This is a genomic window from Paenibacillus sp. SJS-P3 (assembly GCF_056711585.1).
On the sequence record NZ_CM160043.1, the window covers coordinates 354,271 to 381,023 of the forward strand.

Annotated in this window: 19 protein-coding genes; 14 read left to right on the forward strand and 5 right to left on the reverse strand. The window is 60.9% G+C overall.

The features are described from left to right. The first annotated feature begins 124 nt into the window (after positions 1–124). The 5 genes from AC06G8_RS01660 (at position 125) to gntK (ending at position 8,029) form a co-directional block, all read left to right on the forward strand. A complete protein-coding gene (locus AC06G8_RS01660) occupies positions 125–1,447 on the forward strand; it encodes an ABC transporter substrate-binding protein (RefSeq protein ID WP_447663484.1) in 1,323 nt (440 codons plus the stop codon). Continuing rightward, positions 1,404–3,230 carry a sensor histidine kinase gene (locus tag AC06G8_RS01665; RefSeq protein WP_480284208.1) on the forward strand — a complete coding sequence of 609 codons (1,827 nt, stop codon included), beginning with the start codon at positions 1,404–1,406 and terminating at the stop codon, positions 3,228–3,230. The genes AC06G8_RS01660 and AC06G8_RS01665 overlap by 44 nt, the downstream gene beginning before the upstream one ends. After that, on the forward strand, positions 3,208–4,851 hold the full coding sequence (locus tag AC06G8_RS01670) for a response regulator transcription factor (RefSeq protein WP_480284209.1): 1,644 nt from the start codon (positions 3,208–3,210) through the stop codon (positions 4,849–4,851). The genes AC06G8_RS01665 and AC06G8_RS01670 overlap by 23 nt, the downstream gene beginning before the upstream one ends. 21 nt (positions 4,852–4,872) lie before the next feature. Further along, positions 4,873–6,231, forward strand: coding sequence for a GntP family permease (locus AC06G8_RS01675; protein ID WP_480284210.1), 1,359 nt, complete (start codon positions 4,873–4,875; stop codon positions 6,229–6,231). 274 nt (positions 6,232–6,505) lie between these two features. Then, positions 6,506–8,029 carry a gluconokinase gene (gene gntK / locus AC06G8_RS01680; RefSeq protein ID WP_480285367.1) on the forward strand — a complete coding sequence of 508 codons (1,524 nt, stop codon included), beginning with the start codon at positions 6,506–6,508 and terminating at the stop codon, positions 8,027–8,029. Between the two features lie 107 nt (positions 8,030–8,136). Here gntK and AC06G8_RS01685 read toward each other — a convergent pair whose 3' ends face one another. After that, a complete protein-coding gene (locus AC06G8_RS01685; protein ID WP_480284211.1) occupies positions 8,137–9,060 on the reverse strand; it encodes a TetR/AcrR family transcriptional regulator in 924 nt (307 codons plus the stop codon). Between the two features lie 175 nt (positions 9,061–9,235). Here AC06G8_RS01685 and AC06G8_RS01690 point away from each other — a divergent pair, with 175 nt between their 5' ends. Continuing rightward, complete coding sequence (locus AC06G8_RS01690) at positions 9,236–10,822, forward strand: MDR family MFS transporter (RefSeq protein WP_480284212.1); 1,587 nt, start codon at positions 9,236–9,238, stop codon at positions 10,820–10,822. 88 nt (positions 10,823–10,910) lie between these two features. Here the strand turns inward: AC06G8_RS01690 and AC06G8_RS01695 are convergent, their stop codons facing one another. Further along, the gene (locus tag AC06G8_RS01695) at positions 10,911–12,797 is read right to left on the reverse strand and encodes an S-layer homology domain-containing protein (RefSeq protein ID WP_480284213.1); all 1,887 of its coding nucleotides are present in this window, start codon (positions 12,795–12,797) and stop codon (positions 10,911–10,913) included. A 152-nt stretch (positions 12,798–12,949) separates the two neighbouring features. On the opposite strand from AC06G8_RS01695, the gene msrA reads away from it, so the two are divergent. After that, positions 12,950–13,600, forward strand: coding sequence for a peptide-methionine (S)-S-oxide reductase MsrA (gene msrA, locus AC06G8_RS01700; RefSeq protein WP_480284214.1), 651 nt, complete (start codon positions 12,950–12,952; stop codon positions 13,598–13,600). Between the two features lie 4 nt (positions 13,601–13,604). Here the strand turns inward: msrA and AC06G8_RS01705 are convergent, their stop codons facing one another. After that, entirely contained in the window at positions 13,605–14,213 is a 609-nt protein-coding gene (locus AC06G8_RS01705) for a manganese efflux pump (protein ID WP_447663492.1), read from the reverse strand. A gap of 345 nt (positions 14,214–14,558) precedes the next feature. Between AC06G8_RS01705 and AC06G8_RS01710 the strand changes: the two genes are divergently transcribed. Next, positions 14,559–18,893, forward strand: coding sequence for a glycosyl hydrolase (locus AC06G8_RS01710; protein WP_480284215.1), 4,335 nt, complete (start codon positions 14,559–14,561; stop codon positions 18,891–18,893). Between the two features lie 138 nt (positions 18,894–19,031). Here the strand turns inward: AC06G8_RS01710 and AC06G8_RS01715 are convergent, their stop codons facing one another. After that, the gene (locus AC06G8_RS01715) at positions 19,032–20,516 is read right to left on the reverse strand and encodes an amidase family protein (protein WP_480284216.1); all 1,485 of its coding nucleotides are present in this window, start codon (positions 20,514–20,516) and stop codon (positions 19,032–19,034) included. Positions 20,517–20,696: 180 nt separating this feature from the next. Here AC06G8_RS01715 and AC06G8_RS01720 point away from each other — a divergent pair, with 180 nt between their 5' ends. From AC06G8_RS01720 to AC06G8_RS01730, 3 genes are all read left to right on the forward strand, one after another. Continuing rightward, a complete protein-coding gene (locus AC06G8_RS01720) occupies positions 20,697–21,962 on the forward strand; it encodes a WD40/YVTN/BNR-like repeat-containing protein (protein WP_480284217.1) in 1,266 nt (421 codons plus the stop codon). Between the two features lie 189 nt (positions 21,963–22,151). After that, a complete protein-coding gene (locus AC06G8_RS01725; protein WP_480284218.1) occupies positions 22,152–23,015 on the forward strand; it encodes a class I SAM-dependent methyltransferase in 864 nt (287 codons plus the stop codon). Positions 23,016–23,145: 130 nt separating this feature from the next. Beyond that, entirely contained in the window at positions 23,146–23,706 is a 561-nt protein-coding gene (locus AC06G8_RS01730) for a DUF420 domain-containing protein (protein WP_049868752.1), read from the forward strand. A gap of 106 nt (positions 23,707–23,812) precedes the next feature. On the opposite strand, the gene AC06G8_RS01735 is transcribed toward AC06G8_RS01730, so the two are convergent. Then, positions 23,813–24,262 (reverse strand): DUF6376 family protein, encoded by a 450-nt coding sequence (locus tag AC06G8_RS01735; RefSeq protein WP_480284219.1) that lies wholly within the window; start codon positions 24,260–24,262, stop codon positions 23,813–23,815. A gap of 457 nt (positions 24,263–24,719) precedes the next feature. Here AC06G8_RS01735 and AC06G8_RS01740 point away from each other — a divergent pair, with 457 nt between their 5' ends. The 3 genes from AC06G8_RS01740 to AC06G8_RS01750 all read left to right on the forward strand — a co-directional run bounded on the left by AC06G8_RS01740 (position 24,720) and on the right by AC06G8_RS01750 (position 26,652). Further along, positions 24,720–25,007, forward strand: coding sequence for a DUF6953 family protein (locus tag AC06G8_RS01740; protein WP_447663700.1), 288 nt, complete (start codon positions 24,720–24,722; stop codon positions 25,005–25,007). A 267-nt stretch (positions 25,008–25,274) separates the two neighbouring features. After that, positions 25,275–26,285 (forward strand): DUF1835 domain-containing protein, encoded by a 1,011-nt coding sequence (locus tag AC06G8_RS01745; RefSeq protein WP_480284220.1) that lies wholly within the window; start codon positions 25,275–25,277, stop codon positions 26,283–26,285. 166 nt (positions 26,286–26,451) lie between these two features. Beyond that, entirely contained in the window at positions 26,452–26,652 is a 201-nt protein-coding gene (locus tag AC06G8_RS01750; protein ID WP_048745005.1) for a cold-shock protein, read from the forward strand. Positions 26,653–26,753 lie beyond the last annotated feature (101 nt).

Here is a 26,753-nt window from a genome sequence, read left to right on the forward strand (position 1 = left end):
CTGAATCTCCCTTTCCCGCAACAATTGCTTGAACGGTGGTTATTATATTTAGTATTCGTTATATCCCGAGCTTGCGCGCTGGGGTATCGTTAAGCATGCCGAAGGGCAGCAAGGGGGAAGCAGCATGAACTACGGGCGAAAAGCTGCCAGAACAGGCCGGCTGGCGGCAATGGCTCTCCTCGCGGCAATGGCGCTGCTCGCCGGCTGCGCCGGACCAGGTTCCGGCGGAGATGGCGGAGCAGAGCCGGACAAGCCGTTTCAAGGCAAAACCCTCGTGTTCGCGGCGGCAAACCATCCTTGGGCCGATGTCATCAAGCCACTCCTGCCTGAATTCGAGGCGGAGACGGGCATGAACGTCATCGTCCAAAGTTATTTCGAAGATCAGCTTACCCAGAAGCTTATATTGCAGCTGACGAGCGGCACGGGCACGCCGGATGTGTTCATGTACCGGCCGCTGCAGGAAGGGCGGATGTTCGACCGCAACGGCTGGCTGGAGCATCTGGACGGCTATGTGAAGCAGGACTCGGCTTACGCCTGGAGCGATTTCTCGCCCCAGGCGGTCCGCTCCGCTACGGTGGACGGACGGCTGGCCGGCATTCCGGTCGTTACGGAGCAGGGCGTGCTTTATTACCGCAAGGATCTGCTGCAGCAGGCCGGAATACCGGTGCCGAAGACGCTTCAAGAGCTGGCCGAGGCGGCGCGGAAGCTCCATGATCCGGCAAGCGGCATCTATGGCTTCGTCTCCCGCGGCCAGCGCTCGCCGCTCGTGACGCAGGTATCGTCGTTTCTTTATTCCGAAGGCGGGGACTTCACCTCAGGCGGCAAGGCCGCCATCAATACGCCGGAGGCGATCCGGGCGTTCAAGCTGTACGGAGGGCTGCTCCGGGATTACGGCCCCCCGGATGTCATCAACATGTCCTGGCCGCAGGCGATCGCGTTTTTCGCGGAAGGCAAAGCGGCCTTTTACACGGATGCGACATCCATCTACCACAGCGTCACGGACCCCGGACGCTCCAAGGTGGCGGACAAGGTCGGTTTCGCGCCGTTCCCCGCGGGCTCGGGAGGCTCCCGGACCTACAGCATCACCTCCTGGGGCATGGCGATGAATCCCCGGACCGCCGACAAGGACGCGGCGTGGGCGTTCATCCGCTGGGCGACCAGCAAGGAGAACGTCCTGGCCGCTCAGGCGCTGGGCAATACCGGCGCCCGCAAGTCCGTATGGAGCCTGCCGGAAGGCACGGCGGCGTTCCCGCCGGAGCTGGCGGCTGTGATCCGCGGTTACGGAGATACCGGCATCGACCACGACCGTCCGGTGGCGGTCCATGTGGCCGAAGCTCGGGAGGCGGTAGGGGAAATCGTGCAGCGGGTGATGACGGGCTACCCGGACATCAAGCAGAAGGCGGATGAGCAGAATGCGGTTCTTCAATCGATCCTGGATCGCGAATAACCGCGGCGCCGGTCGGCGCAGGGTGTCCCTGTTCACCAAGGTAGTCGCCGTCCTGGCGCTGCTGCTGATTCCGGTCCTGCTGCTGTACAGCTATTCCAACCGTCAGGCGGAAAAGGTCGTGGAGGAGCAGCTGCGCTCCTCCAATCTCAGCGAGCTCGGCTTCTTCGCGAACCGGATGGACAACGTCATGGAGAGCCTGTCGCTGTTCCCGGTCATTCTCAGCTATGACCCCCATATTCGCGACTATGTCGCCGGAGAGGGGGAGGCGAAGCTCAACCCGCTGAAGGCGCAATCGCGCATCCGGGAGAAGCTGAGCCTGCAAAGCGCTTCCGGCAGCTGGACGAACGACCTGTCGATCGCTCTGCCGCGGCAGAGCTCGGTGCTGAGCTCGAACATCTACGTCAACGGAGCGGCGGCCTGGGGCTGGGACAAGCCCATCCGCAAGGAATGGACGTACGAGGAGGATCTGTCGCGGGGCAACCCGGCGGGAACGTTCCTCCGCGAGACGGCCGAGCCTGCGGACGCCAGACTTGCAGGCGAGGCGGACGCCGTGTTCCAGGTGCGCTTCCCGGCGGAGGCGCTGCGGGATCTGCTGGATCTGTACCGCAAGGACAAGCGCAGCGATCCCTTCCTGTACCGTTCCGGTCAGGAGCTTATATTGGGCAGCAGCTCGGACCGCGCCATGGCGGAGGCCATCCGGGACGGAGTGCTGAGCCGGACGGAGGCGCCCAGAGGCCAGCAGACGATCGAGGTCGGCGGCCAGTCCTATCTGGTCAGCTATGTGAAGTCCGCTCAGTTGGGCTGGTATTTGGCCGATTCCGTCCCGGTCCAGCGGATCCTAAGTCCCATCACATCCGTCCGCAACTGGTTCTACGGCTCGATCGCAGCGCTCGTGCTGATCGGATTCGTCTCGGCGCTGCTGCTTTACCGCAACGTGCAGATTCCGCTGCAGAAGATGATCCGCGGCGTGCGCCGCATGAGCAGCGGGGACTTCTCCTCGAGGATCGATTACAAGGCGGGGAGCGAGTTCGACGATCTGATCGGGCATTACAACGAGATGGCGGGCAAAATCCAGGTGCTGGTCGAGGATGTGTACACGGAGCGGCTGCGCTCCCGCGAGGCGACGCTCAAGCAGCTGCAGTCGCAGATCAATCCGCATTTCCTCTACAACTCGCTGTTCTTCATCGCCAACTCGGCGATGATGGAGGACCGGGATGCGGTCATCGCGATGGCGGAAAACCTCGCCGACTACTACCGCTACTCGACCCGTCTGGAAAACCAGCTCGTTCCCGTGCGGGAGGAGCTGGAGCTGGTCCGCAGCTACCTGACGATCCACAACCTGAGAATGGACCGGCTTCAATATGAGATCGACGTGCCGGAAGAGCTGCAGGAAGTCCTCATCCCGAGGCTGCTGCTGCAGCCGCTCGTGGAGAACTCCATCGTGCACGGCATCGAGCCGCGCCTCGAAGGCGGCTGCATCGTCATCGAAGGCCGGCAGGAAGGCGGCTGGTGCAGCCTCATCGTGAAAGACAACGGCGCCGGCTTGGACGCAGCAGGGCTGGACCGGCTGCGCAGACAGCTCAGCGAGCCGATGTCGGATGAGATCGGCTGCGGCACCTGGAACGTGCATCAGCGGCTGCAGTATCAATTCGGAGATGAATCCGGGCTGCTGCTGCAGGCCGTAGACGACGGAGGCTTCCGTGCGGAGCTGAGATGGCGCTGCGGGAGCGGCAGCCGAATCGAGGAAGGAGGAGGAGAAGATGGCGCAGCTGCTCATCGTTGACGACGAGGCCCATGTGGTCGACCGGCTGGCAGCGACCGTCGACTGGCAGACCATCGGAGTCGAGCTGGTATTCAAGGCTTACTCCGGCGTGGAGGCTCTGGAGCTGCTGCGGCAGTTCTCGATCGACATCGTCGTATCCGATATCCGGATGCCTGGCATGTCGGGGCTGGAGCTGATCGCGGAGATCCGCGGCAGCTGGCCGAAGACGAAGTGCATCCTGCTGTCGGGCTACTCCGACTTCAATTATGCCAAGGAAGCGATCCGCCATCAGGCGGAAGCGTATCTGCTCAAGCCGGTGAAGGAGGACGAGCTGACCGCCGCCGTCCGCTCGGCCATCGGCAAGCTCGAGGAGGAATGGGAGGAGGTCATCTCCCAGCAGCGGCTGAGCTACGTGCTGAAGGAAAATCTGCCGCTCATGCGAGCTTCCCTGCTGCTCGATCTGCTGCAGGGGCGGATTCCCGAAGAGGCGGCTCTGCGGGAGAAGATGGGGCTGCTGGAGCTCTCCGGCGGAGAGTGGAGCCGCTGCTCGCTCATGGTCGTGCGGCTCGACGAGCTGTTCCTCCAGTACGGACCGCAAAATCCGGAGTGGAAGGAATACGCGATCGGCAACATGGCCGGAGAGCTGTTCGGTTCGCGCTACGCGATCTGGCCGGCCAAGGATGCCTATGGCTATTATGTGTTCGCCATGGCTCCGCGCCGGGATTCGCCGCATGGCCATGATGCCGCCTGGTTCGAGCGTACGGCTGCGGATCTGCAGACGGCGGTCTCCTCGTACCTGAAGGCGAAGATTTCCGTCATGGTCTGCCAGGAAGGACGGTTCCCGGAGGAGATTTCCGGTCTGTACGGCCGGCTCGTGGATTCCTTCCGCGGACGCATCGGTGATGAGCGGGAGCTGTTCATGAGGCTCGAGGATACGGGTCTCGATGCCGGCATCAAGCCGCTGGAGAGCCTCTATGAGCCGCCTGCGCTGATCCGCTTGTTCGACGCGGGCAAATGGGGCGAGATGGAGAATAAGCTGCAGCGGGTATTCGCCGAGCTGGAATCCGATGGAGCCGGCTCGCAGGAGCTGCTGCTCGAGGTTTATTTCACGCTGGCAGGAGCCTATGCCTATATCGCCCACAAGAACGGCCGCCAGCTGTCGGATCTGCTCGGCGGCGATTACGCGGCGATGACCGAGGCGCCTCCATTCCGCTCGGTGAACCAGCTGAAGGAATGGACGCTGCGGACGCTGCGGCGCATCCGGGAGGACATGCAGAAGGAAACGAAGGATTCGCGTGCGGATCTGATCCGCGCGATCCAGAGGTACGTCGAGGAGCAGATTACCGGCGACCTGTCGCTGCAGGCAGTGGCGGACCGGGTCCATCTCCACCCGGTCTATCTCTCCAAGCTCTACAAGCTGGAGACGGGGGAGAACCTGAGCGATTACATGCAGGCGGCCCGCATGGGCAAGGCCGAGGAGCTGCTGAAGGGCAGCTCCGCCAAAATCTATGAGATCGCGGCCAGCCTCGGCTACCAGAGGCCGCATTCCTTCAATTTCGCGTTCAAGAAGCAGTTCGGCATGACGCCGCAGGAATACCGGGACCTGTATGCGGACGTTCAACCCGGAACCCCAACCAAATGACAACCAAGAGGTGATTGTATTATGCTGTTAGTAATCGTTCTTCTCGCCATCGTTGTGCTGCTCCTGCTGATCACGGTCGCGAAAATCAATCCATTCGTCGCGCTTATCGTCACGGCGATCGGCGTCGGACTGGCGGCGGGCATGCCGCTGCTCTCCGTCAAGGACGGCCCCGTTGGCATCATCGACTCCATCAAGACGGGCTTGGGCAACACGCTCGGCCTGCTGGCGATCGTCCTGGCGCTCGGCACGATGCTGGGCAAGATGATGGCCGAATCCGGCGGCGCCGAGCGCATCGCCACGACGCTGATCCGGCTGTTCGGCCAGCGCAACGTCCAATGGGCGATGATGGTCGTCGCGTTCATCGTCGGCATTCCGGTCTTCTTCCAGGTCGGCTTCGTCCTGCTCATCCCGCTCGTGTTCACGATCGCCCGCCAGACGGGCGTGTCGCTCGTGAAGATCGGCGTGCCTCTCGTCGCCGGCCTGTCCGTCGTGCACGGCCTTGTGCCGCCGCATCCGGCAGCCATGACGGCCGTAGGCATCTTCAACGCCGACGTCGGCAAGACGATTCTTTTCTCGCTCATTGTCGGCCTGCCTACCGCCATTATCGCAGGCCCGCTGTATGGCAACTGGATCGGCAATCGCATCCATAAGGAAGTGCCGAAGGCGATCGGCGACCAGCTGACGGAGAACGTGGACAACAAGGAGCTTCCCGGCTTCTTCAACACCGTATTCACGATTCTCGTTCCGGTTATCTTGATGCTGGCTGCATCGATCGCAGACGTGGCGCTGAAGGGCAAGGCGGACTATGCCGGCCTGTACGATTTCTTCAAGTTCATCGGCGACCCCGTCGTCGCCCTGCTCATCGCGACCATCTATTCGTTCTTCAGCCTCGGCTTCTTCCGCGGCATGAGCCGCGAGAAGGTGCTGAAGTTCTCCAACGACTGCCTGGCGCCGACGGCGACGATCCTGCTCGTCATCGGAGCGGGCGGCGCATTCAACCGCGTGCTGCTGGATTCCGGCATCGGCGATTACATCGCGGAGCTGGCGACCTCGTCCCATCTGTCCCCGATTCTGCTCGGCTGGGGCATCGCGGCATTGATCCGCGTCGCGACGGGCTCTGCTACCGTATCGATGATGACCGCGGCCGGCATCGTGGCTCCGATCGCCGTCGCCATGCCGGGCGTCAGCCCCGAGCTGCTCGTGCTGGCGACGGGAGCGGGATCGCTGATCCTGTCCCATGTCAACGACTCCGGCTTCTGGCTGATCAAGGAATACTTCGGCATGACCGTGAAGGAGACTCTGCAGACATGGACGGCGCTGGAGACGATCATTTCGGTGGCGGCGCTCGGGTTCATTCTTGTGCTGGATCTGTTTATTTAAATCATAACGGGGAGAGGCGGACGCCAGCGTTCGCTTTTCCCTTTGCAGGTTGACCGGAAAACGCCGAATACGGATGGGCTCCGGAGAAACAGCCGTATGTCTACGAAGGGCTTTTCTCCGAAGTCGTTGAGCGTTCGCTTTTGAAAAGACGGCTCGCCCTCGCCGAGGGTTCAGTCGAGCACTCCGTCTTCAACTGCGATCGTAATGTAGTATCCATTTTTGCATTCATGACGGTCATCCATCGGGAGGAGGTTGAAAAGTGGGCCAAGCCTATATGATCGGCACCGACATCGGGACGACGAGCACCAAGTCCGTCCTGTTCACGACAGACGGCAAGCTTAAGGCCGTGCATCATATCGAGTATCCGCTTTATTCGCCGACGCCGGCGACCGCGGAGCAGGACCCGGAGGAGATTTTCGCCGCCGTCGTCCGCTCGATCAAGCAGGTCATGCTGGAGAGCGGGGTGGACCCGGCACAGGTGAGATGCGTGTCGTTCAGCGCCGCCATGCACAGCCTGATCGCCGTCGACGGGACGGGCAAGCCGCTCACCCGCTGCATCACCTGGGCGGACAGCCGCAGCGCCCGCTGGGCGGACATCATCAAGAGCGAGCATGACGGGCATGAGATCTACCTGCGCACCGGCACGCCGATCCATCCGATGTCCCCGCTGGCGAAGCTGCTCTGGCTGCGGAACGAAGAAAGCGGGCTGTTCGGCAAGGCGGACAAGTTCATCTCCATCAAGGAGTTCGTGTTCCACAAGCTGTTCGGGGAGTACGTCGTGGACCATTCCATCGCTTCGGCGACGGGACTGTTCAACATCCATGAGCTGGACTGGGACGCGGGCGCGCTGGAAGTGGCGGGCGTCGACACGTCCAAGCTGTCCCGTCTGGTCCCGACGCGGCATGTCATGACGGGATTGGACGAGACATGGGCGGAGCATATGGGGCTGCCGGCCGACATCCCGTTCGTCGTCGGAGCCAACGACGGCGTGCTCTCGAATCTGGGCGTCAATGCGATCGATCCCGGCGTCGTCGCCGTGACGATCGGCACGAGCGGGGCTATCCGCACCGTGACCGACAAGCCGCGCGTCGATCCCAAGGGACGGATCTTCTGCTACGTCCTTACGGAGGATATGTATGTCATCGGCGGGCCGGTCAACAACGGCGGCATGATCTTCCGCTGGATCCGCGACCAGCTCGGGGCATCCGAGAAGGAGACGGCGCTGCGGATCGGCCGCGATCCGTACGACCTGCTCTCGGATATCGCCGCTCGCGTCAAGCCAGGCTCGGACGGCCTGATCTTCCATCCGTTCCTGTCCGGAGAGCGGGCTCCGCTCTGGGATTCCAATGCCCGCGGCTCCTACTTCGGACTGGGGCTTCACCACAAGAAGGAGCATCTGATCCGCGCCGCGATGGAGGGCGTCATCCTCAATCTGTACACCGTCTTCCTGGCTCTGCAGGAGCTGATCGGAGAGCCGGGCAAGATCCAGGCCACCGGCGGCTTCGCCCGCTCGGAGCTGTGGCGGCAGATGATGGCCGACATCTTCAACCAGGAGGTGCATGTGCCGGAGAGCGTCGAGAGCTCCTGCCTCGGAGCGGCGATTCTCGGCCTGTACGCGATCGGAGAGGTCGATTCTCTCGGCGTCGTGTCGGAGATGGTCGGCGGCACTTATCGGCATGAGCCGATTCCCAAGCATACGGAGATCTACCAAGAGCTTACCCGGATCTATATCCGCGTGTCGCGGCTGCTGCAGGACGAGTACAAGAGCATCGCGGATTTTCAGAGCAAATGGGTGTGAGCATAAAGAAAGGCCGTCAGCCGGTAACCCGGCTGGCGGCTTTTTGGTTTGTCCGGAGTCAAAATTGAAGATGCGGTCTTAGAGCTATCCGGCGATCAGCCCGGGGTCTAGGGCGTCTCCGGAGAGTCGGGAGCAGGCGATGAAGCATCCTTCCAAGCGGCCAGCGCCGCCCGGACCGCCGCCGTCTCCGGCCATCCGCTCAAGCCCTCCACGGCTTGGAGCAGCGCGAGCATGCCGTCGAGCACGATCGGCCTGGGGACGGGCGCCGCCGCCTCCTCCACGAGCATGGCGGCCGCATGCCGGGCATCGCTGCCGGCCTGGCCGGCAAGCTCGTGCTCCAGCCTCCTCGCCAAAGCGCCAGCCGCCTCGACGAGCCTGCCGCGTTCCGTCCCATTCCTGAAGTCGCCCTCGGGATAGAACGAACGGAACGCCTCCGAAGTCAGCACAGGCTCTTCCTTGGAACTCTCCAGCCCGCGGACGGCATCCTCCAACCGGCCGATGATCATCCTGGCGAGCTTCTCCGAGCTCAGCGGGACGTCATTAAGCAGGATGAAGCCGATATACTCGCAGACCAGCCCTGTCGCGAGCGCGGTCAGGTCGAAGGCGTGAGGCTCGATCCTCGCGCCGTAGACGCCGACCAGCTGGTTGCGGAACCAGACGAACGAACGGAGGCGCGCATTCATGGAGAGCTCCCTCATCTGCTCGCTCAGGCTGATTTGGCCGCTGGAGAACAGGAGCAGCATCTTGCTGTGGGAGGTCAGCTCGTCCAGTTGGGTTTTGATCTGCTGGAAGAGGCTCTCCCTGGAGCCCGGCTCATAGCGGACTGCCGTAGCCGTCAGCATGGCGGACATGCGCTCGAGATAGGATTCGAATACGGATTGAATCAATTCCTCCTTCGATTTGAAGTAGAAGTAGATTCCGCCCTTGGCGATGCCGGCCGCGTCCGCGATATCCTGCATGGTCGTCTGGTGATAGCCTTTCTGCATGAATTGCTCCATGGCGTGATGTATGAGCCGTTCTCTTTTATCCATGAATAACTCGCCCCCAAAGCAGTTGACCGAGTGGTCAAACAGAACTATAATAAGTGCTATGTTTTGAATGGATAGGATTGGGAAAGTAATTAAAAGTATAGCTTTTTAAGCTTTTCTATTCAATTCCGGCTTCATTATAACATATGACCGAACGGTCAAAAAGCGAGGGATCAACATGCAATCAACCGGCATCAACCGGAAATGGGTGCTTACCGGCCTTATCATGGGAATGTTTTTCAGCGCCTTGGAGCAGACGATTGTAGGCACGGCGATGCCGACCATCATCACCGAGCTGCAAGGCTTCGAGATTTTCGCCTGGGTGACGACCGCCTACATGATCGCTTCGACCGTCGTCGTTCCGATCGTCGGCAAGCTGTCGGACATGTACGGCCGCCGGCTGCTCTATCTGATCGGGGCCATCATATTCGCCGCGGGCTCCGCGATGTGCGCCACGGCCACCTCCATGGAGCAGCTGGTATTGTACCGCGGCCTCCAGGGGATAGGCGGCGGCATGCTGATGCCGCTGTCGCAGACGATCATCGGCGATATTTTCACCGCCGAGCAGCGGGCCAAGTGGCAGGGCGTATTCGGGGCGATCTTCGGCCTCAGCTCGGTGATCGGTCCATTCATCGGCGGCGTCATCGTCGACAACGTCAGCTGGCACTGGATCTTCCTGATGAACGTGCCCTTCGGCATCATCTCCGCGCTTCTGATCTACATCGGGCTGAAGCAGGAGACGGTCCGCCTGGAAGGCAAGGCCAACATCGACTACCTGGGCATCGTCACGCTCGTTCCGGCGCTGATCCTGTTCTTGTACGGACTGACCTTCGGCGGCGACAAGTTCGCCTGGGCGTCGGGCACAAGCTACCTGATCTTCGGCGGAGCGCTCCTCTTTACGGCATTGTTTCTTCTGGCCGAGAAGTCCGCGGCCGAGCCCGTGCTCGATCTCTCGCTGTTCCGCAACCGCGTCTTCTCGGTGACGAACGGCCTCGGCTTCCTGCTGGGCCTGGGCATGTTCGGCGCCATCATGTTCGTGCCGCTGTATATGCAGGGCATTCTCGGGGTGTCCCCGACAAAAGCCGGCTCCACGATGACTCCGATGATGATCGCGCTGATCGTTGCGAGCGTAATCGGCGGCCAGCTCCTGCTCCGCATCAAATACCGCACCGTTCTGGCAGCGGGCATGCTCATCACGACGGGCGGCTTCTACCTGGTCAGCACGATGGGGCTGGACACATCGCAGTGGACCGCTTATGTGTACATGGTCATTCTCGGACTCGGCATGGGTCTGGTCATGCCGACGCTGATGATCGCCGTGCAGAACGAATTCCCGAAAAGCCGGCTCGGCACGGTCACGTCCGCATCGACCTTTTTCCGCTCCATCGGCGGCACGATCGGCGTCACGGTGCTCAACGTCGTCATGAACAATACGCTGCGCTCCAATGTCGAGACGATGTCCGCAGAGGCGAAGGCCGGCGGCAGCGGCGACGTCGTCCAGGCGGTCGAGGGCATCGAGAAGAGCGGCGTGGACCTGTTCAGCGTCATCGTGTATCCCGACAAATTCCCGCTTCCGGCGGAGCTCAAGGACAAGGTCGTGCTGTTCATCCAGCAGGCTTGGGTGGATTCCTTCGAGACGGTGGCTCTTACCGGGCTCGTGTTCGTCGCGCTGGGCATCCTGGTCGCGCTGCTGGTCGGAGGCAAGCGGATCCAGCGGGATTCGGAGAACGCCAAGGACGGCCAGTCCGTTCATGCGGCTCATTGAGCAGGAAACAACGTAGCAGAAGCATGCTCAAGATAAGCAACAACGCTCCCCTATTCAGGGGAGCGTTGTTTGGTAGGAGGCATGGGAATCAGCCTGGGACAACTGCAGCTTCTTCCAGGGTGACGGTATAGGTGATCTCGGTCGTTTTGCCATAACTGTTGGTAGCTGCGAGTTTGAAGGTATTGAGGCCTGGCTTCAGATCCAGGTTGACGCTTCCGCCGCCGCTGTAAATCAATTGATCGTTCAGGAAGACTTTGGGCGAGTAATCATTCTCATCCGATACGGTCCATGTCAGCGTCACACGTGCGGAGGATGTTTTCTCCGGGGCGTATCCGAGAGCGAGGACCGGAGCGGACGGATTGAAGGTTATGGTGCGTATCGTCTCTGCCGTTTGCCCCAGTTTGTTTACGGCTTTGACTTTGAACGTGTTGGCTCCGGATTTGAGGGTGAAGGATGCATAGCCGTAAGGGCTCTGTTCATCGTTCACGTATACTTTCGGGCTGCTGTCGTTGGAGTCCGTTACCGTCCAAGTCAGTTTGAAGGTGCTCTTCGTCGTGCTCTCGGGCACGTCGCCGACCTTCAGAACGGGGCCTTCGCTTGCAAAGGAAATGGATTTCGCCACCACAGTTTCCTTCCCGAGGGAGTTCACGGCGCGGACGACAATGGCATTGACGCCTTGCTTGAGAGCGACCTCGGTGCTGCTTCCGTAGGATTGAAGCTTATCGTTGACGTAGACCTTGGGGGAAATATCATTTCCGTCCTTGACGGTCCATGTGACGGTTACGGTTTCCTTGTTCGTGGAGGCAGGCAGATCCCCTACCGTCAAGGCGGGGCCTCCGGCTTGGAACAGGACCTGCTTGACGACCTCAGTGGAACGGCCGTAACGGTTCGTCGCCCTCACCTTGATCGTATTGACGCCTTCCTTGAGCTGGATTTCCAGGGAGCTTCCGTAGCTCCGCCTTTCATCGTTCACGTAGACCTCGGGATCATAATCGTTGTCGTCTTTGACTTTCCAGGACACCGTAACCGACTGCTTGTTCGTCGATTCCGGCACGCCGGTTACTTCCAGTACCGGAGCTCCCTTTTCGAAAACGACTTTCTTGGTTACGGTTTGGGTCTTGCCTCCTGGAATACGGGCCGTCACTGTATACGTATAGGTGCCTTCATCCTGGAGCTGAACGGCTACGCGGAACTGGCCTTGATTGACCTCCGCCTCTTTGTTGTTGATGAAAACGCTGGCTCCCTTCGTCACATCGCCGGTGATGTAGAACGTCGGGGAGGATGTCTTTTCCGGTGCCTCGACATTGAGGGACAGGGATGCCTGGCTGTCTCCCGAGGCGTTTTTGATGACGCGATAGACAAGCGATGCGGCCTCGGCCCTGGTGACGCCGTCGGCAGGCTTGAGAGTCCAGTCGTTGTATCCGGTAAGAAGCTTCTTCTCAACTGCGAGAGCCACGTAATTGCGGAGGTTGGGTGAAATCTTGTCGTCGTCATCGAAGCGGCTCAAGATGTCTTTATCCACCAGGTCATCGGGCTGGTAGCCGAGCGTCTTGACGAGCGCTACCGCTACGTCCTCGCGGGAGGCTTTTCCTGTAGGATCAAAGAAAGCCTTGCCGCTGGGCGGGTAATATCCCGTCAAAAAGTCTTTGGATGCCTCGATGGCGGAGTAGGACCAGCGGGAAGAGGATACATCCTGAAAGGATTGGAGCTTGTCCATCGGAAGATCCAGATAGAAGCTCAAAGTCAGGATCTGGGCGAACTGCTCGCGGGTGACAGGGGCCTGAGGCTTGAAGCTGCGGTCCTCGAAGCCCTTGAGCACCCCTAGCTGCACCAGGCTGTCGATGGCGTCGCGCGCCCAGAAGGTCCCGCTTACATCGGTGAAAGAAGGCTTGTCCTCCGCAGCATGCGCGAAAGTCGGAAGAAAAAGGGTAAAAGAGAGAGCGATCCATACAACCTTCAGTTTCAATTGATTCATAAGTCCTGCTCCTTTGCTGGAAGATCGGATGAGTATGGGAGTATTTTACTATATTATCGGGACGAATGGAGATAATTGGAGAAGGAGTAACTAAAAATAGATAGGATCCGGAAAGGTTCGGATGCGGGATGTTCTCTAAGGAGGCAGGAAGAATGGGAAATGATCTTCATGACATGAAAGCCGTGGACAGCGCCGCCTTCGCCATGGGCTGCTTCTGGAGGCCGGAGGCGATGTTCGGATCGCTGCCCGGAGTGATCCGCACCCGTACCGGTTATGCCGGAGGCACGTCGCTGAACCCGGACTACCGGCATATGGGGGACCATTCGGAGACGGTGCAGCTTCAATACGATCCGTCGGTCATCTCCTACCGCGAGCTGCTCGATTTGTTCTGGAGCAGCCATAATCCGGCCAATATCAACGGGTACAAGGGCAGGCAATACCAGTCCATCGTCTTTTGGAGCAGCCGGGAGCAGCTGGAGGCCATCCGGGAGAAGCTGAGCGGCCTGGCGCTCGAAGGAAAGCCCGTGCCAGATACGGAGATTGCCGAAGCGGCGGAATTCTGGGTGGCAGAGGAGCGGCATCAGAAGTATGACCTCAAAAGGTTTCCCGATGCGGTGAAGAAGCTGGACGCCTTGTTCCCGTCCCGCGGGGAAATGGAAGCCTCGACGCTGGCTGCCCGTCTCAACGGGCTGGCCAAAGGCTGCACGAACCGCCAGCGGATTCTGGAGGAGATGGCCGGCTGGGAGCTTGCGGAAGAACGGAAGCGGCAGTATGCGGCGGCGCTCAAGGAGATCCGCTGGTAGCCGGTCAGATGAAGATCTCGTAGAGTCCGATGGCCGCGAGCAGAAGGCCGCCGATCGCGTTGGAGTAGCGGCCCAGCCATGTTCGGGCCAGGCGGACGCCGATTCCGGCCCCGATTCCGACCGTTGCCAGCGAGAAGATCCCGATCGATAGCGTTACGCCTGCCACGGACAGTCCGGTGGCTCCGGCTCCGATGCCGCTGGCGATGCAGTTGAGCGACAAGGCCAGCCCCAAAGCCCAGCCTTCGCTCCAGGACAGGATCTGATTGCCGTCGCGGTCGGCCTGCAGGGGGTTTTGGAGGAGGGTACCTCCGCTTGGAGAAGCCGCCCGGCCAGCTCTGCTTGCTTCTCTCAAGCCGGATGTGATCGCCAGCAATCCCATGACGGCGATGAGCGCTCCGCCGATGCTGTTGGCGGCATCGGGATCGAGAAAGTCGGCCAGGAAATGGCCGCCAAGCATGGCTACGCAAGTCGCGGCCATGGAGAGGAGCGCGATCAGAAGGTTCGATCGGAATGGAATCAGCGTTCTCTTCGCGCCAAAAGCGATCCCGATGCCGAGATTGTCGAGATTGGCGGCAATCCCGATGCCGATGATGCTGAGCCAGTGCATGGTCATTCCCCCATCCTTGAATATGCTTTTTAGCCTATGCGCCCATGGGCGCGGGAGTGCCGGGGCATCGCCTCATCGACAAGGAAGGGTGGCGGAATCGGGCATTGCGGCCCCGTTCCGGCAACAAGAGAGTCCGGATCCGGGCTCTTTTTTGTTGGTCAGATGCCTTGACGCGGCAACAGGGTTCAAACTAACGGGCGCTAACAAAGAAAGACAACAGAGAGCTATTAATCATAACCGGGAGCATGTTTTTCGCCTGCTGGGGACTTATATAATGGAAAAATAAACCGCTTACATTTCCATGCAGGCTTCAGCGGCGGTTTGAATTCAATCCAGTCGAGGAGGATATCGATGAAGAGGACTCCCAAAATGCTCGCTGCGCTCCTTACAGCTGCTTTGGCGACAGCGCCCGTCCTGTCGGCGGCAGCAGCCGCAGCTCCGGCAGGGCAGACAGCCGGCCAAGGCGCAACAGATACGCAAGGACACTGGGCTCGCGAGGCGATCTCCCAATGGATGGCGAACGGTGTCGCAGCCGGATATCCGGACGGCAGCTTCAAGCCGGACGGAAGCATTACGCGAGCGGAATTCGCGACCTTGATCAACAAGGTGTTCGGCTTCTCGGGCGCGTCCGGCCAGCCGTTCAGCGACGTCAAGGAAGGCGCCTGGTACCAGTCCGCGCTCTCCGCGGCCAGAAGCGCCGGTTATTATGAGGGCGTCGCCGGGAACAAAGCGCTTCCGCTGGCGGCCATCTCCCGCCAGGACGCGGCAGCCATGCTTTCCCGGGTATTTCAGCTGGAATTCAATGACAGCGCTTCCGGAGGCTTGACCTTTATCGATGCCGCTCAAATCAGCGGTTACGCCCGGCAAGCCGTCCAGTCGCTGGCGGGCATGCTGAGCGGATACCCGGACGGGTCGTTCCGACCGTCCGGCGACATAACCCGAGCCGAGGCGGTCACGCTGCTGAACAAACTCGTGGCCGGATACTACGCGCAAGCAGGCACATCCGCTGAAGGCAAGGTGGCGGGCAATGCGCTGATCAATCATGACGGCGTCGTCCTGAAGGGGCTGACCATCAGCGGCAATCTCTACCTGACGCCCGGCATCGGCAGCGGCGATGCGACGCTGGACGGCGTCAAGGTCGCAGGCAAAACCTTCATCGCTGGCGGAGGCCCGAACTCCGTCCATATCCGCGATTCCAGGCTGAACGAGGTGCTCGTCAACCGTCCGGACGGACAAGTCCGCGTCTGGGCAAGCGGAACGGAGATCAGCCGTCTGGTCGTGAGCAGCCCGTCCAAGGTTGAGCTTGAAGGAGGGACAAAAGTCGTTTCCGTAGAGATCAACGCAGCAGCCTCCATGTCGGCGAGCGGCAGCTTCTCCATCGGAAGCCTGACCGTGAATGTCTCCGGAGCGGCCTGGAACGGAACTGTAATCGAGAAGGGCATATACTCGGTGGAGAACGGGGCCCTGAAGCCGTCCGGAAGTCCGCTTCCGACCGCTACACCCGCGCCGTCGACGACTCCTTCCGTTACACCTGCGCCGACTGCGGCAGCGCCAACGCCTGCGCCGACCGCAACGCCGACGGTCACGCCTGCACCGACGACAGAGCCTACGGCAACACCGGCACCGACGGTTGCTCCGTCGCCGACAACTGCCCCTACATCGACACCTGCGCCGACCGTGACGCCGACGCCGACGCCGACGCCAGCGCCACCTGCGGTCAATCTGGTTGACCGCAGCGCCAGCGCCCAGACGCGCTCGCTGTTTCTCTACCTGAACGAGCTTCGCGGCAAAAACATCCTGTTCGGCCAGCAGCACGCAACGACGGAAGGGCTGTCGATCACGGATCGCGACGGCACGCAGTCCGACGCCAAAAACGCCGTCGGCGAATATCCGGCTCTCTTCGGCTGGGACACGCTCAGCCTGGAAGGCAAGGAGAAGCCGGGCGTGGCCGGCGACTTCGAGCAGAGCCGCGACAACCTGGCCGCCGTCATGAAGAAGGCCTATGACGACGGAGGCGTGCTGACGCTCAGCTCGCATATGCCGAACTTCGTCACGGGCGGCAGCTTCTACGACGTGAAGGGCAATGTCGTCTCTCATATCCTCCCCGGCGGGGACAAGAACGCGGAGTTCAACGCCTTCCTCGACAACATTGCCGACTTCGCCCATCATCTCAAGGATGACGACGGCAATTTGATTCCAGTCATCTTCCGTCCGTTCCATGAGCAGAACGGCAGCTGGTTCTGGTGGGGAGCCGCCTTCACGACCAAGGACGAGTACAAGGAAATCTACCGCTATACCGTAGAGTACCTGCGGGACAAGAAGGAAGTCCGCAACTTCCTGTACGGCTTCTCGCCGGGCGGGGGCTTCGGCACGGACGAGAGCCGCTACATGGAAACCTATCCGGGCGACGACTATGCGGACATCATCGGCTTCGACAGCTATTACAACGGCGAAGGACAGACTTGGTTCGACGGCGTCGTGACGGAAGCGAAGACAGTCTCCGGAATCGCGGACGCACGGGGCAAGGTCGCCGCCCTTACGGAATTCGGCTACCAGAAGATGAGGACAAGCGGCAACTCGACGCCGGACTTCTTCACGAGGCTGTCCGCGGCGCTGCAATCGGATCCCGATGCGAAAAGAATGGCCTACATGCTGACATGGGCCAACTTCGGGCCGGATTCCACCTATGTTCCGTACCCGATGCCGGACGGGCAGGAGAACCAGATGCTGCCCGACTTCATCCGGTTCTACAACGAGCCGTACTCCCTGTTTGCGGCCGGCGTGACGGGAGCTTACGACCGCAAGGCCGACACATCCGGGGAGCAGCCGTTCGTCCATGTGGCTTCTCCGACCGACCAGAGCACGGTCCGCTCCAATGCGGCCGTGATCCGGGTGCGGGTGCTGAATGCGGCTCCGTCCAAAGCGGTGTATCTTGTCGAAGGCTCGGATCGGGAGATTCCGCTGACCTTGGATTCCGCCAGCCGTTATTATACGGCTGTATGGTCGCCTGCCGGCGCCCTGAACGGAAAGACGGCGGCCCTGACCGTGAAGGTCTATGGGGAGGACGGCTCCGTGCTGCATGAGCAGACGAACACGGTATTCGTGAAGGTTCCGGAGATCGAGGTCGGGACGTACGACTTCGAGTCCGGCATTGAAGGCGTGCAGAACAACGGCGGCTATCAAGCTAGCGTCGACGCGATCGATGCCGCCGAATTCAACGGAAGTTCCGCCCTGAAGCTGACGGTGAGCCGGCTCGTCCACAGCGATACTTGGCAGGAGATGAAGCTGGAGTTGAAGAACGCCAAGGACGTCGCCGGAGCGGCAGACCTCAGCGGCGTCAAGCGGATCAAATTCGAGGCCTATGTGCCTGTGTCCGCAGGGGCGAAAAGCGAGGGGAAAGGCAGCCTTCAGGCTGTCGGCCAGCTGCCCCCGGATTGGGAAGACAAATACGGAGTGGGCACGACTCAAGTATCCCTGAGCGATCTTCCGATCGTCACGATCGGCGGCGTGGATTACTACCGCTATGCGCCAGTCATTGATTTCGCCAACGCGGATAAGCTGAAGCAGGCCGGCTCGATCGCCCTGTCCCTTGTCGGCAGCGGCTTGAACGCGGACAGCTCCATTCCGGTCTACATCGACAATATCAAGCTGTACAGCACGTATGCAGATGCCGTGCTTGATCCGGCCATGGTCGATGACTTCGAGGGCTATCTCGGCAGCAATGAAGCGCTCGGCTCCAAGTTCGTCCATGCCGGCGGCGATTCCACGAGTACCGCGCTGGACAGCGCGCACAAGAGCAGCGGCAGCTACGGCCTGAAATACACGTACACGCTTGCCGGCAGCGGGTATGCCGGCATCACCAAGTCGCTCGGCGGCGTGGACTGGTCGGGCTTCAATGCGCTCCAGTTCTGGTACCAGCCGGACGGCAAAGGCCAGAAGCTCGTCATGCAGATCAATGCGGACGGCAAAACCTACGAGTATTACCCGGACACGACCGGAACGGAAGCGAGGCTCGTCACGGCTCCGTTCAATGAATTCGCTCCGGCCAATGGAGCGACCGGAACGCTGACCAAGCTGAAGCTGGCCAACGTGCAGGCGTTCTCCATCTACACCAACGCCGTGCCCGGCGGCAACCAGCTGACCAGCTCCATGTACTTCGACGATATCAAGGCGCTGGCAGACCCCAATGCGGGCACGGTGCCTAACGGCAGTGCAAATGGCGGCCTTCCGCTTGGAGTGCTGTACGATTTCGAGTCCTCGGCATCGAACTGGAGCGTCGACAGCAACGGCTTGAACCTGTCGGCTCCGGCTCTGGAGGACGACGGCGCCGGCAAGGCTCTCAGCTCGGCCATCCCGGCGAACGTCTCCGGGGAAGCGACGAGCGAGCTGACCCGCTACGGGGTGCTCGACTTCACGAACGCTTCCAGGATCAAGGTCAAGGCCCGCATCTCCGGCGGAAGCGCTTCGGCCCAGCTGTTCATCAAGCATGGCAGCGGATGGGCTTGGGCATCCTCGGGAACCGTTCAGCTGACGGACGAGTACCAGTGGATCACCCTCGACCTCAACGGCACGAAGGATGCCAATGGAGGCAAGATCGACAAGTCGTTCATCCAGGCGATCGGCGTGCAGATTGCCAAGGCGTCGGGCGGCGGCAAGGTGTTTATCGACGACGTGACGCTGGAATAGCGGCCTCATTATTGTTCTCCTAAACCAAACAGCGGCGGAAGCCGGGCGCGAGCCCTGCCTTCCGCCGCTGTTTGATTCCGCTCTCGTTTGGAGAACGTCTGCATGAACGAAGCCAGTCTATCTATTCAGGATTCGATTTCAGTCAGGATCGGACGGTGCAACGCGGTACAGGCTCGCTTGTTCATAGGCATAGGCCAGCCGGAGAAGCACCGGCTCGCTGTAGGCGGCTCCGACGAAGGTGATCCCCTGCGGCCCTTTGGTCGTATAGCCTTCATCGCCGATGGCGCCTGTTTCCGCGCAACCGCCCGGCACGGTTATGACGGGATATCCCGCGCGCGCGGACACATCGAGCCCTTCCTCGTTGCCCAGGAACAACAGCGCGTCCAGCTTGTAAGCGCGGATCGCATGATCGATGCCTTGGTCCCGGGATACCTCATGGTTGAGGCGCAAGCTCTCGGCATACACCGGTTCAGACAAGATGCCGCTGGTTTCATTGGACCAGATCAGCGTGTCTTGCCCATACTTCAGAGCGACGTCCCGATTCGTTTCGTTATAGGAAATGAGTTCATCCAGCGTCCGGACGGAAGCGCCGGAGCCTGCTTGGGCCAGATAATCGTTCAGCCCTTTTTTGAATTCGAACCTCATCACGTCCCAATCCCATTTCGCGTTCTCGCAAGGCATCGAGACCGGGTCGACGACGATCGCCCCGCGATCCTTGCACAAGGCGATCGCCCGCTCGATGATCGCCGCCCGATCTTCATCCAGTCCTTGATAATAATGACGCGGAATGCCGATTCTCGCCCCTTGCAGCCCGTTCGCGTCCAGGAAGGACGTATAGTCCGCATAGGCTTTCCGCCGTTGTTCCTGCATGGCGTCATCCCTTGGGTCCGCCGCCGTCATGGCGCCGAGCAGGATCGCGGCGTCCCTGACCGTACGAGCCATCGGACCGGCTGAATCCTGGCTGTGCGAGATCGGGATGATGCCTCTGCGGCTGACGAGCCCGATCGTCGGCTTGAGGCCGACAAGGCCGTTTTGCGAGGATGGGCTGATGATCGAGCCCGAGGTTTCGGTGCCGATGGCTGCCGCGCACAGATTCGCGGCAACCGCCGCGCCGGAGCCGGAGCTTGAGCCGCCGACGAACAGCTCGCCGGGACCGTAAGGATTGAGCGTCTGGCCGCCCCTGGAGCTATACCCCGACAGCATCGTGCCCGACATGAAATTCGCCCATTCCGTCATGTTGGCCTTGCCCAGGAATACAGCTCCCGCAGCTCTAAGCTGCTCGGCGACGGCCGAATCCATCACAGCGAAATGCTCCGCAAGAGCGAGCGAGCCGGCGCTGGTATGCATGCGATCACCTGTATCGATATTATCCTTGAGCAGGATCGGGATGCCGTGAAGCGGTCCGCGGGATCCGTGCTCCAGCCGCTCTGTGTCGAGCGCCTCCGCGATCTCAAGGGCGTCCGGGTTGATTTCCAGCACCGCTTTCAGCTTCGGGTTGAGCCGTTCGATCCGTTCCAGGTACCAGCGGACGCAAGCCGCCGCCGACAACGAGCCTGATTCCATAGCTGCCTGCAACGTAAGAATATCTGCCTCTATCCAACCATCGTGGTTCTTTTTTTCCATGTCGAGACACTCCCTTAGGCCATATTCCGGTTAGCATTTGTTCGACGAATGGACCCGAAGTCCTGCTAGCGGATAGAAGGGCAGAAGCGGCAAGACGGCAGACACGGCATCATTTCGGCAAGGCCGCGGCAACTTCGAGCCTGCCATTGGCGTCCGTAAGATTGTAGAGGGGGCGATGGCGTGGATAAAAAGCTTCATCTGGCGGCGGTTCTGCTGACAGCCTCCTGCTTGGTTCTCGGCAGCTGCGGCCAGCCGCGGCAGGACGAGTCTTGGCCGGAAGGCTCTGCGGCAGCTTCGGTGCCTGCCGGCCAGTCATCCGGCAAGGCCGGCGGTTCCTCCGCGGCGGGAGCGGCGGATGTCCGCAAGGAGCCGATTCCGGCGGTGCCGGCCGATACCGGTGCGGGCAATGCCGCATCCAGGGGCCGTTTGACCGGCATGCAGTGGCTCGATGGCGATCACGGCTACGCATGGGAGCGGACCGGAGACAAGTTTTATCGGACCGACAACGGCGGAGAGGAATGGCAGGACGCAGCGCCTCCCGCGGCTTCCGCCTTCCCGGGCGGCTTGGATGCGGGGAAGGCCGTTTATTTCTTCGATGCGATGCACGGCTGGATCTGCATGGCTCCGGACCAAGGCCCGACGCTCGTGTTCCGGACGGATGACGGGGGCAGAACGTGGAAGGAGTCCAGGCTGCCGGTGCGGACGGAGCCGACAGGGATGCAATTCGTCACTCCGTCGCAGGGCTGGCTGATGACTTCCGCCGATGCGGCGATGGGATCGACGGAGAAGACTCTATATGTGACGGCTGACGGAGGGCTGTCTTGGAAGCCTTACGCCGGATCGTCCTATGCGGGAGAAGCCAAGGGCATGCTGCCGGAGCGGGAAGCGGTCACGGGCATGCATTTCACCGACGCCAGCAACGGGTGGCTCGCCTTCGGATCCCATGACCCGGCCCCGGTGCTGTACCGGACGAAGGACGGAGGAAAGGCTTGGAGCAAGGTTCGGATCGAGCCCGCATCCGATGTCCGGTACGGGGCGGGAGGTCCCGAATTCCCGGGAGGGCAGGCGCAATTCGGGTTCGCGCTGGTTTATTTGAACGAGGGAGCGGATCGCCGGAGGCTGGATGCCTATGTCACGAATGACGGCGGGGATAACTGGTCGTTCCAGCCCTGGAACCTGGAGCGGGCGGCGGCCTTTGCGGATGCGCGGCACGGCTGGGGCTGGAGGAACGGCGAGCTGGTGGCGACTGCGGATGGAGGCTCCTCCTGGCGGGAGATCCCGGCCGGCCCGGCGCTTAGGGAGCTGCTGCGCAGGTTCCCGGTGCCGATGAGCATGCAGTTCACGGGAGCCGGAGACGGCTGGCTGCTGCTTGGGAAGAACGGGGAGGAAGAGACGGCGCTGCTCCGTACGAAGGACGGAGGCGTGACCTGGACTCCCGCCTCTTGATGCCAGCCGCTGGCTTCTCCGGGGGATGGCGTCCGCGCATAGAGCGTCTTGTCCTGCTCCGGATCCTGCTCCGGATCCTATTCCTATGGATGGCCGGAAACGGGGTGTCCTGCAGGGATTGCCTGCAAGGCTGTCGAGGATTAAAGTGGGAGCAGGGCAAGAAACGGTTCTTGGAAGGAGAGGCTGCCGATGAGCAATGCCATTATCGAAGCTATCGTGGAGGGAATGGGCCTGGAGGGGCAATTATCCGACGTCCAGCGGATTCAGACCGAGCATCGTATTAAGCTGGTCCGTTTTTGGGAAATAAAAGAAGGAAGCCGCATTCTGGAAATCGGCTGCGGCCAAGGCGACACGACGGCGGTGCTGGCGCATTTTGCCGGCGAGCAGGGGTTCGTGCACGGCGTCGATATCGCTCCGCCTGGTTACGGGTCGCCGATGACGGTGGGCGAAGCGGCCGCGAAGCTGAAGGCGTCTCCGCTCGGGAGCCGGATCCGGTTGGATTACGGCATCGACGTCTTGTCGGATGAAGTGAGCTTTGCGGAGAATGAGTTCGATTACGTCGTGCTTTCCCACTGCTCCTGGTATTTGAAGTCGTTCGAGGAGCTGGCTGCTATCCTGGCGAAGGTCCGGGGCTGGGCGCGCAAGCTTTGCTTCGCCGAATGGGATATGGAGATCGAACAACCGGAACAGCTGGCGCATTTTATGGCTGTGCTCATCCAGTCGCAGGTGGAATGCTACAAAGTGAACAGCTTCTCCAATGTCCGGACCTTGTTCACTCCTGAGGATATCCGCGAGCTGGCGGCTGGAGCCGGGTGGGCCATCGCCCGCCAGGCGGCCATCCACTCGCCGGAAATGCATGACGCGCGGTGGGAGATGGCGCTGACGCTCGCGGAAGCCCCTGCAGAGCTTGACTCGCCGCTTCCGATGCCGGACAAGGCCAAGCAGCTGGTCCGTTCCCAGCTGAAGCTGCTGCGGTCCTATGCCGAAGCCGGCCGGCCCGTGCGGCCGATGGCGGTGCATGCGTTCGTCGCGGACCAGTCCGCGAAGGGCTGAACAAAGGCAAGATTCAAGTTGTTGTCACACAAGCCGGCGGAGCGGCTGTTCGTCTTGGCCTATAATGAAGACATGACAAGTCCGCATCCGGTTACAGCCGGTACGGCGGCATCCCAAGGAGGGTTTCCTTTTGAGCAGCCAATCCCCCGATTCGTACAAGCCGTCCACGACCCGCAACTTCACGGCGTGGATCATCGGCATATCCATCGCGGCCAACGCGATTATCCTGCTGCTGTTCTTCGGTCCGATCGGATACGGCGGCGAGGTCAGCTTCGACGTCACGATCCTGCCCCGGATCAACGCGATTCTGAACAGCTTCACATTCATCTTCCTCGTGGCCGCGCTCATCGCGATCATCCGAAAAAACATCCGGCTTCACAAGGGCTTCATTCTCGCCGCGTTCACCTCGACGCTGCTGTTCCTCGTCACGTACCTGACGTTCCATTACGTCTCTCCCGAGACGGCGAAGTACGGCGGCGAAGGCATCCTGCGCCCGATCTACTTCACGATCCTGATCAGCCACAGCTTCCTGGCGGCCGTCATCGTTCCCCTCGCGCTGTTCGCGCTCGTATGGGGATGGACGATGCAGGTGGCCAAGCATAAGAAGATCGTCCGCTGGGCGATGCCGATCTGGCTGTATGTAAGCTTCACGGGCGTCATCGTGTATCTGTTCATGGCTCCTTATTATTGAGATGCCGCAAGTGAAAGAGGCCGTTCCCAAGCCGATGGCTGGCTTGGGAACGGCCTCTTTTTTTATTTCTGGCAAGCAAGAGCAGGTTCGACCCTATTGATGAGCCTTACGATCCCAGCTGCTTGACCTGCTCCAGTATTTGCGTGATCTGCGATGCCGTCTGCATGATCTGCGACTGCTCCAGAGCTTGCAGGCTGACGGCGCCGGCCTCTGCCTGCTCCAGCAGGCCGCTGATCTGCGTGCTCAGCGTATCGCTGTAAGCGGTCAGCTGCTGGTCGATCTCCGCGGCGAATTCTGGCGCCCGGAGATCCTTGAAGGCGGTAATGTCCGCCTGCATGGCTTGCAGCTCTCCCGTGAGCTGATCCAGAGCGGCGGGGTCGGACAGGGCTTGCTGCGTCATCTCGGGCAGCTGCTGCGAGAAGTCGGCGGCTTCGTTGATATAGGCGACGGTTTCGTTCGTGTAGCTCAAGGAGTCGCCGACTCCTCCGAGAAAGGAGCAGCCCTGCAGGAAAAGGGCGGGAACGAGGAGCAGGGGCAGCAGATGTTTTTTGAGCATAAGCGTCCACCTTTCGTTGCGGTATGTCTATAGTACCGATCAAGCAGGCGGGGGGTTTCAGGTTTCGGTCCGGCCAGGCCGGTAAGGCGAAAGGCGCGAAAAGCCCTTGCAGAGCTTTTTTTCCTATATTAGCCGGACCTCGGCGCTGAACAAGCCCGCATAAGGTTCAGAGCATCCTCAACCTCCAGACGCTTATGCGCCGGTCGAAGCCATGCTGTCTGGGCTCTTGTACGAGTATCCTTTCCTGGACCGCAAGCGCCTGCCGGATTCGGCGGCGGATGCCGGACATGCTATACTGATGGCAACAGAATCAGGCTGAAGGCGGTGCGGAACGATGGATCAGCAAGGCAAGCAAGACGAGCAGGGGACAATCGAGACACAGGGAACTGTCGAGACGCAGGAAACTATCGAGACGCAGGAAATGTTAGAGACCCAAGAAACGAAGGGAACCAGGGAGATGCAGGAAACAGACGAGATACAGGAATCGCAGCATTCACAGGAAGTGAAGGATACGCAAGTAGAGCAGCAGATTGCGAAGTGGATGGTCGGCGAGATCGAGAACCGCGGCATGCTTCGCCAGGAAGAAGCCATCGCCCACGTACGGGAGCAATTCGGGGAGCAGTATGTGTTCACGAACGGGCAAGGCCATGCCTCGCTGGAGAAGGAAGTGAAGAAGGCTTTCCGCAAGCTGCACCGGGGCAGAGTCGCCTGGGACCGGGACGGGTTTTTCTGGGCGTGGACGTAAGCTAGTCGATGCAGGCCCCTGCGTTCCCTTTTGATTAGATCGGCAAGGGCGCTTCTCCGGATTTCCTGTGATGGAGATGGTGGGGGAACGGGAATCGTGGGCATTCTCTGCAGGACGTCGAAGCTTTCCCGGGTTGGTTCCTCACCATCGTGGAGCGGCAGTGCTGCCGGATGACACGGCGTCTGGAGCTGCCCTCGGCTCAGGCGCGCCATGCCGGTAGCGGATGCCGCTGCCATGCTGAAGGATCTCTATGGAGGAGGAGTCAACATGCTTCATATCACGAACGGGGACTTCGCCGCGCAAAAGCTGCGGGAGTCCGGCATCGGCGGCGAGATCGTCGCTTGGCGGGAAGTGTACAACCACGGCCCTGTCTTCGCAGACGGCGCAGATAAGGCCGGCAGGGCGATTCGCGCGCGCTATCTGGAACAGACGCTGGGAGTGCCGCGTGAGGAGTATCTGTCTGCCTGCGAGGCTCAGGAAGCCAGGCTGGGAGAGCTGGAGCGCTTCGGCGAAGTCGTGCTCTGGTTCGAGCATGATCTGTACGACCAGAGCATGCTCGCCTATCTGCTGCATGAGCTCGCCCGGCGCATGCCGGAATCGGTCAAGCTCAGCCTGCTCTGCATCGGGGAGTACCCTGGCGTGGAGCCCTTTATCGGACTCGGCCAGCTGTCCGGCAGGCAGCTGGGGGCATTGTCCGGCACTTGGCAGTCGATCGGAAAAGAGCAGCTTGAGCTTGGGAGCGGCTTATGGGAAGCGTATGCGTCCGGAGATCCAATGAGGCTGCAGCGGCTGCTGGACGGGAATACGTCCGCTCTTCCGCTGGCTTATGATGCGTTCCGGGCACACCTGGCACGCTTTCCTTCCTCCCGCGACGGGCTTGGCAGCGCGGAGCGCGCGATTCTGGAGCTGGCAAGAGAGGGGAATTTCGAGGCGGATCGGATGTTCCGCATATTCACCGTGAAGATGCAGCTGCTCGGAATGGGGGACCTGCAATTTCGCCATGTTCTGAACCGGCTGGCGGAGCAGCCTGAGCCTCTGCTTGCCTGGATGGGCGGCGATTCGGATTCGCCGCCTCACCGTACGGTATTCCGGAAGGGAACGCTCGCGCTGACGGAATTCGGAAAGCGGGTGCTGGACGGCGAGGCAAACCGCAGCGAAGGCGGGGAGTGGGACGACTGGTACGGAGGAGCGCATGTTTCGGGCAGCCGCCCGGATTGGCTCTGGGACGGACAGACGGGGCGGCTGGAGGAGAATTCGGCCGTTTCGCGCAAGGATTGATACAGACTTGTTGCGTGACAATTCTGCCTATGGTAGTATAGGCGTAATATCTACTCGGATGAATTCGCATAGCTGAACAGTTACCTGAGCGTACCGAAAGGCCTGCCGTAACCCGCTTCGCTTATGTCGTATCTTCACCAGGGTAACCAGGGCAGGAGGTGTCAACATGCAAAGAGGAACTGTGAAATGGTTCAACGCCGAGAAAGGCTACGGCTTTATCGAGGTTGAAGGTGGCGGCGACGTATTCGTCCACTTCTCCGCAATCACGGGCGAAGGCTTCAAAACGCTTGACGAAGGTCAAAGCGTGGAGTTCAACGTCGTAGAAGGCAGCCGCGGACCGCAGGCTGAAAACGTAGTTAAGCTGTAAGCTTGATTGCGAAGAGAACCGGGATCCCAGGATCCCGGTTTTTTTGCGTTCTCGAACGAAGCGGGCAGAACGTGAGCATGAAAAAACAGCCCCTTTTTATT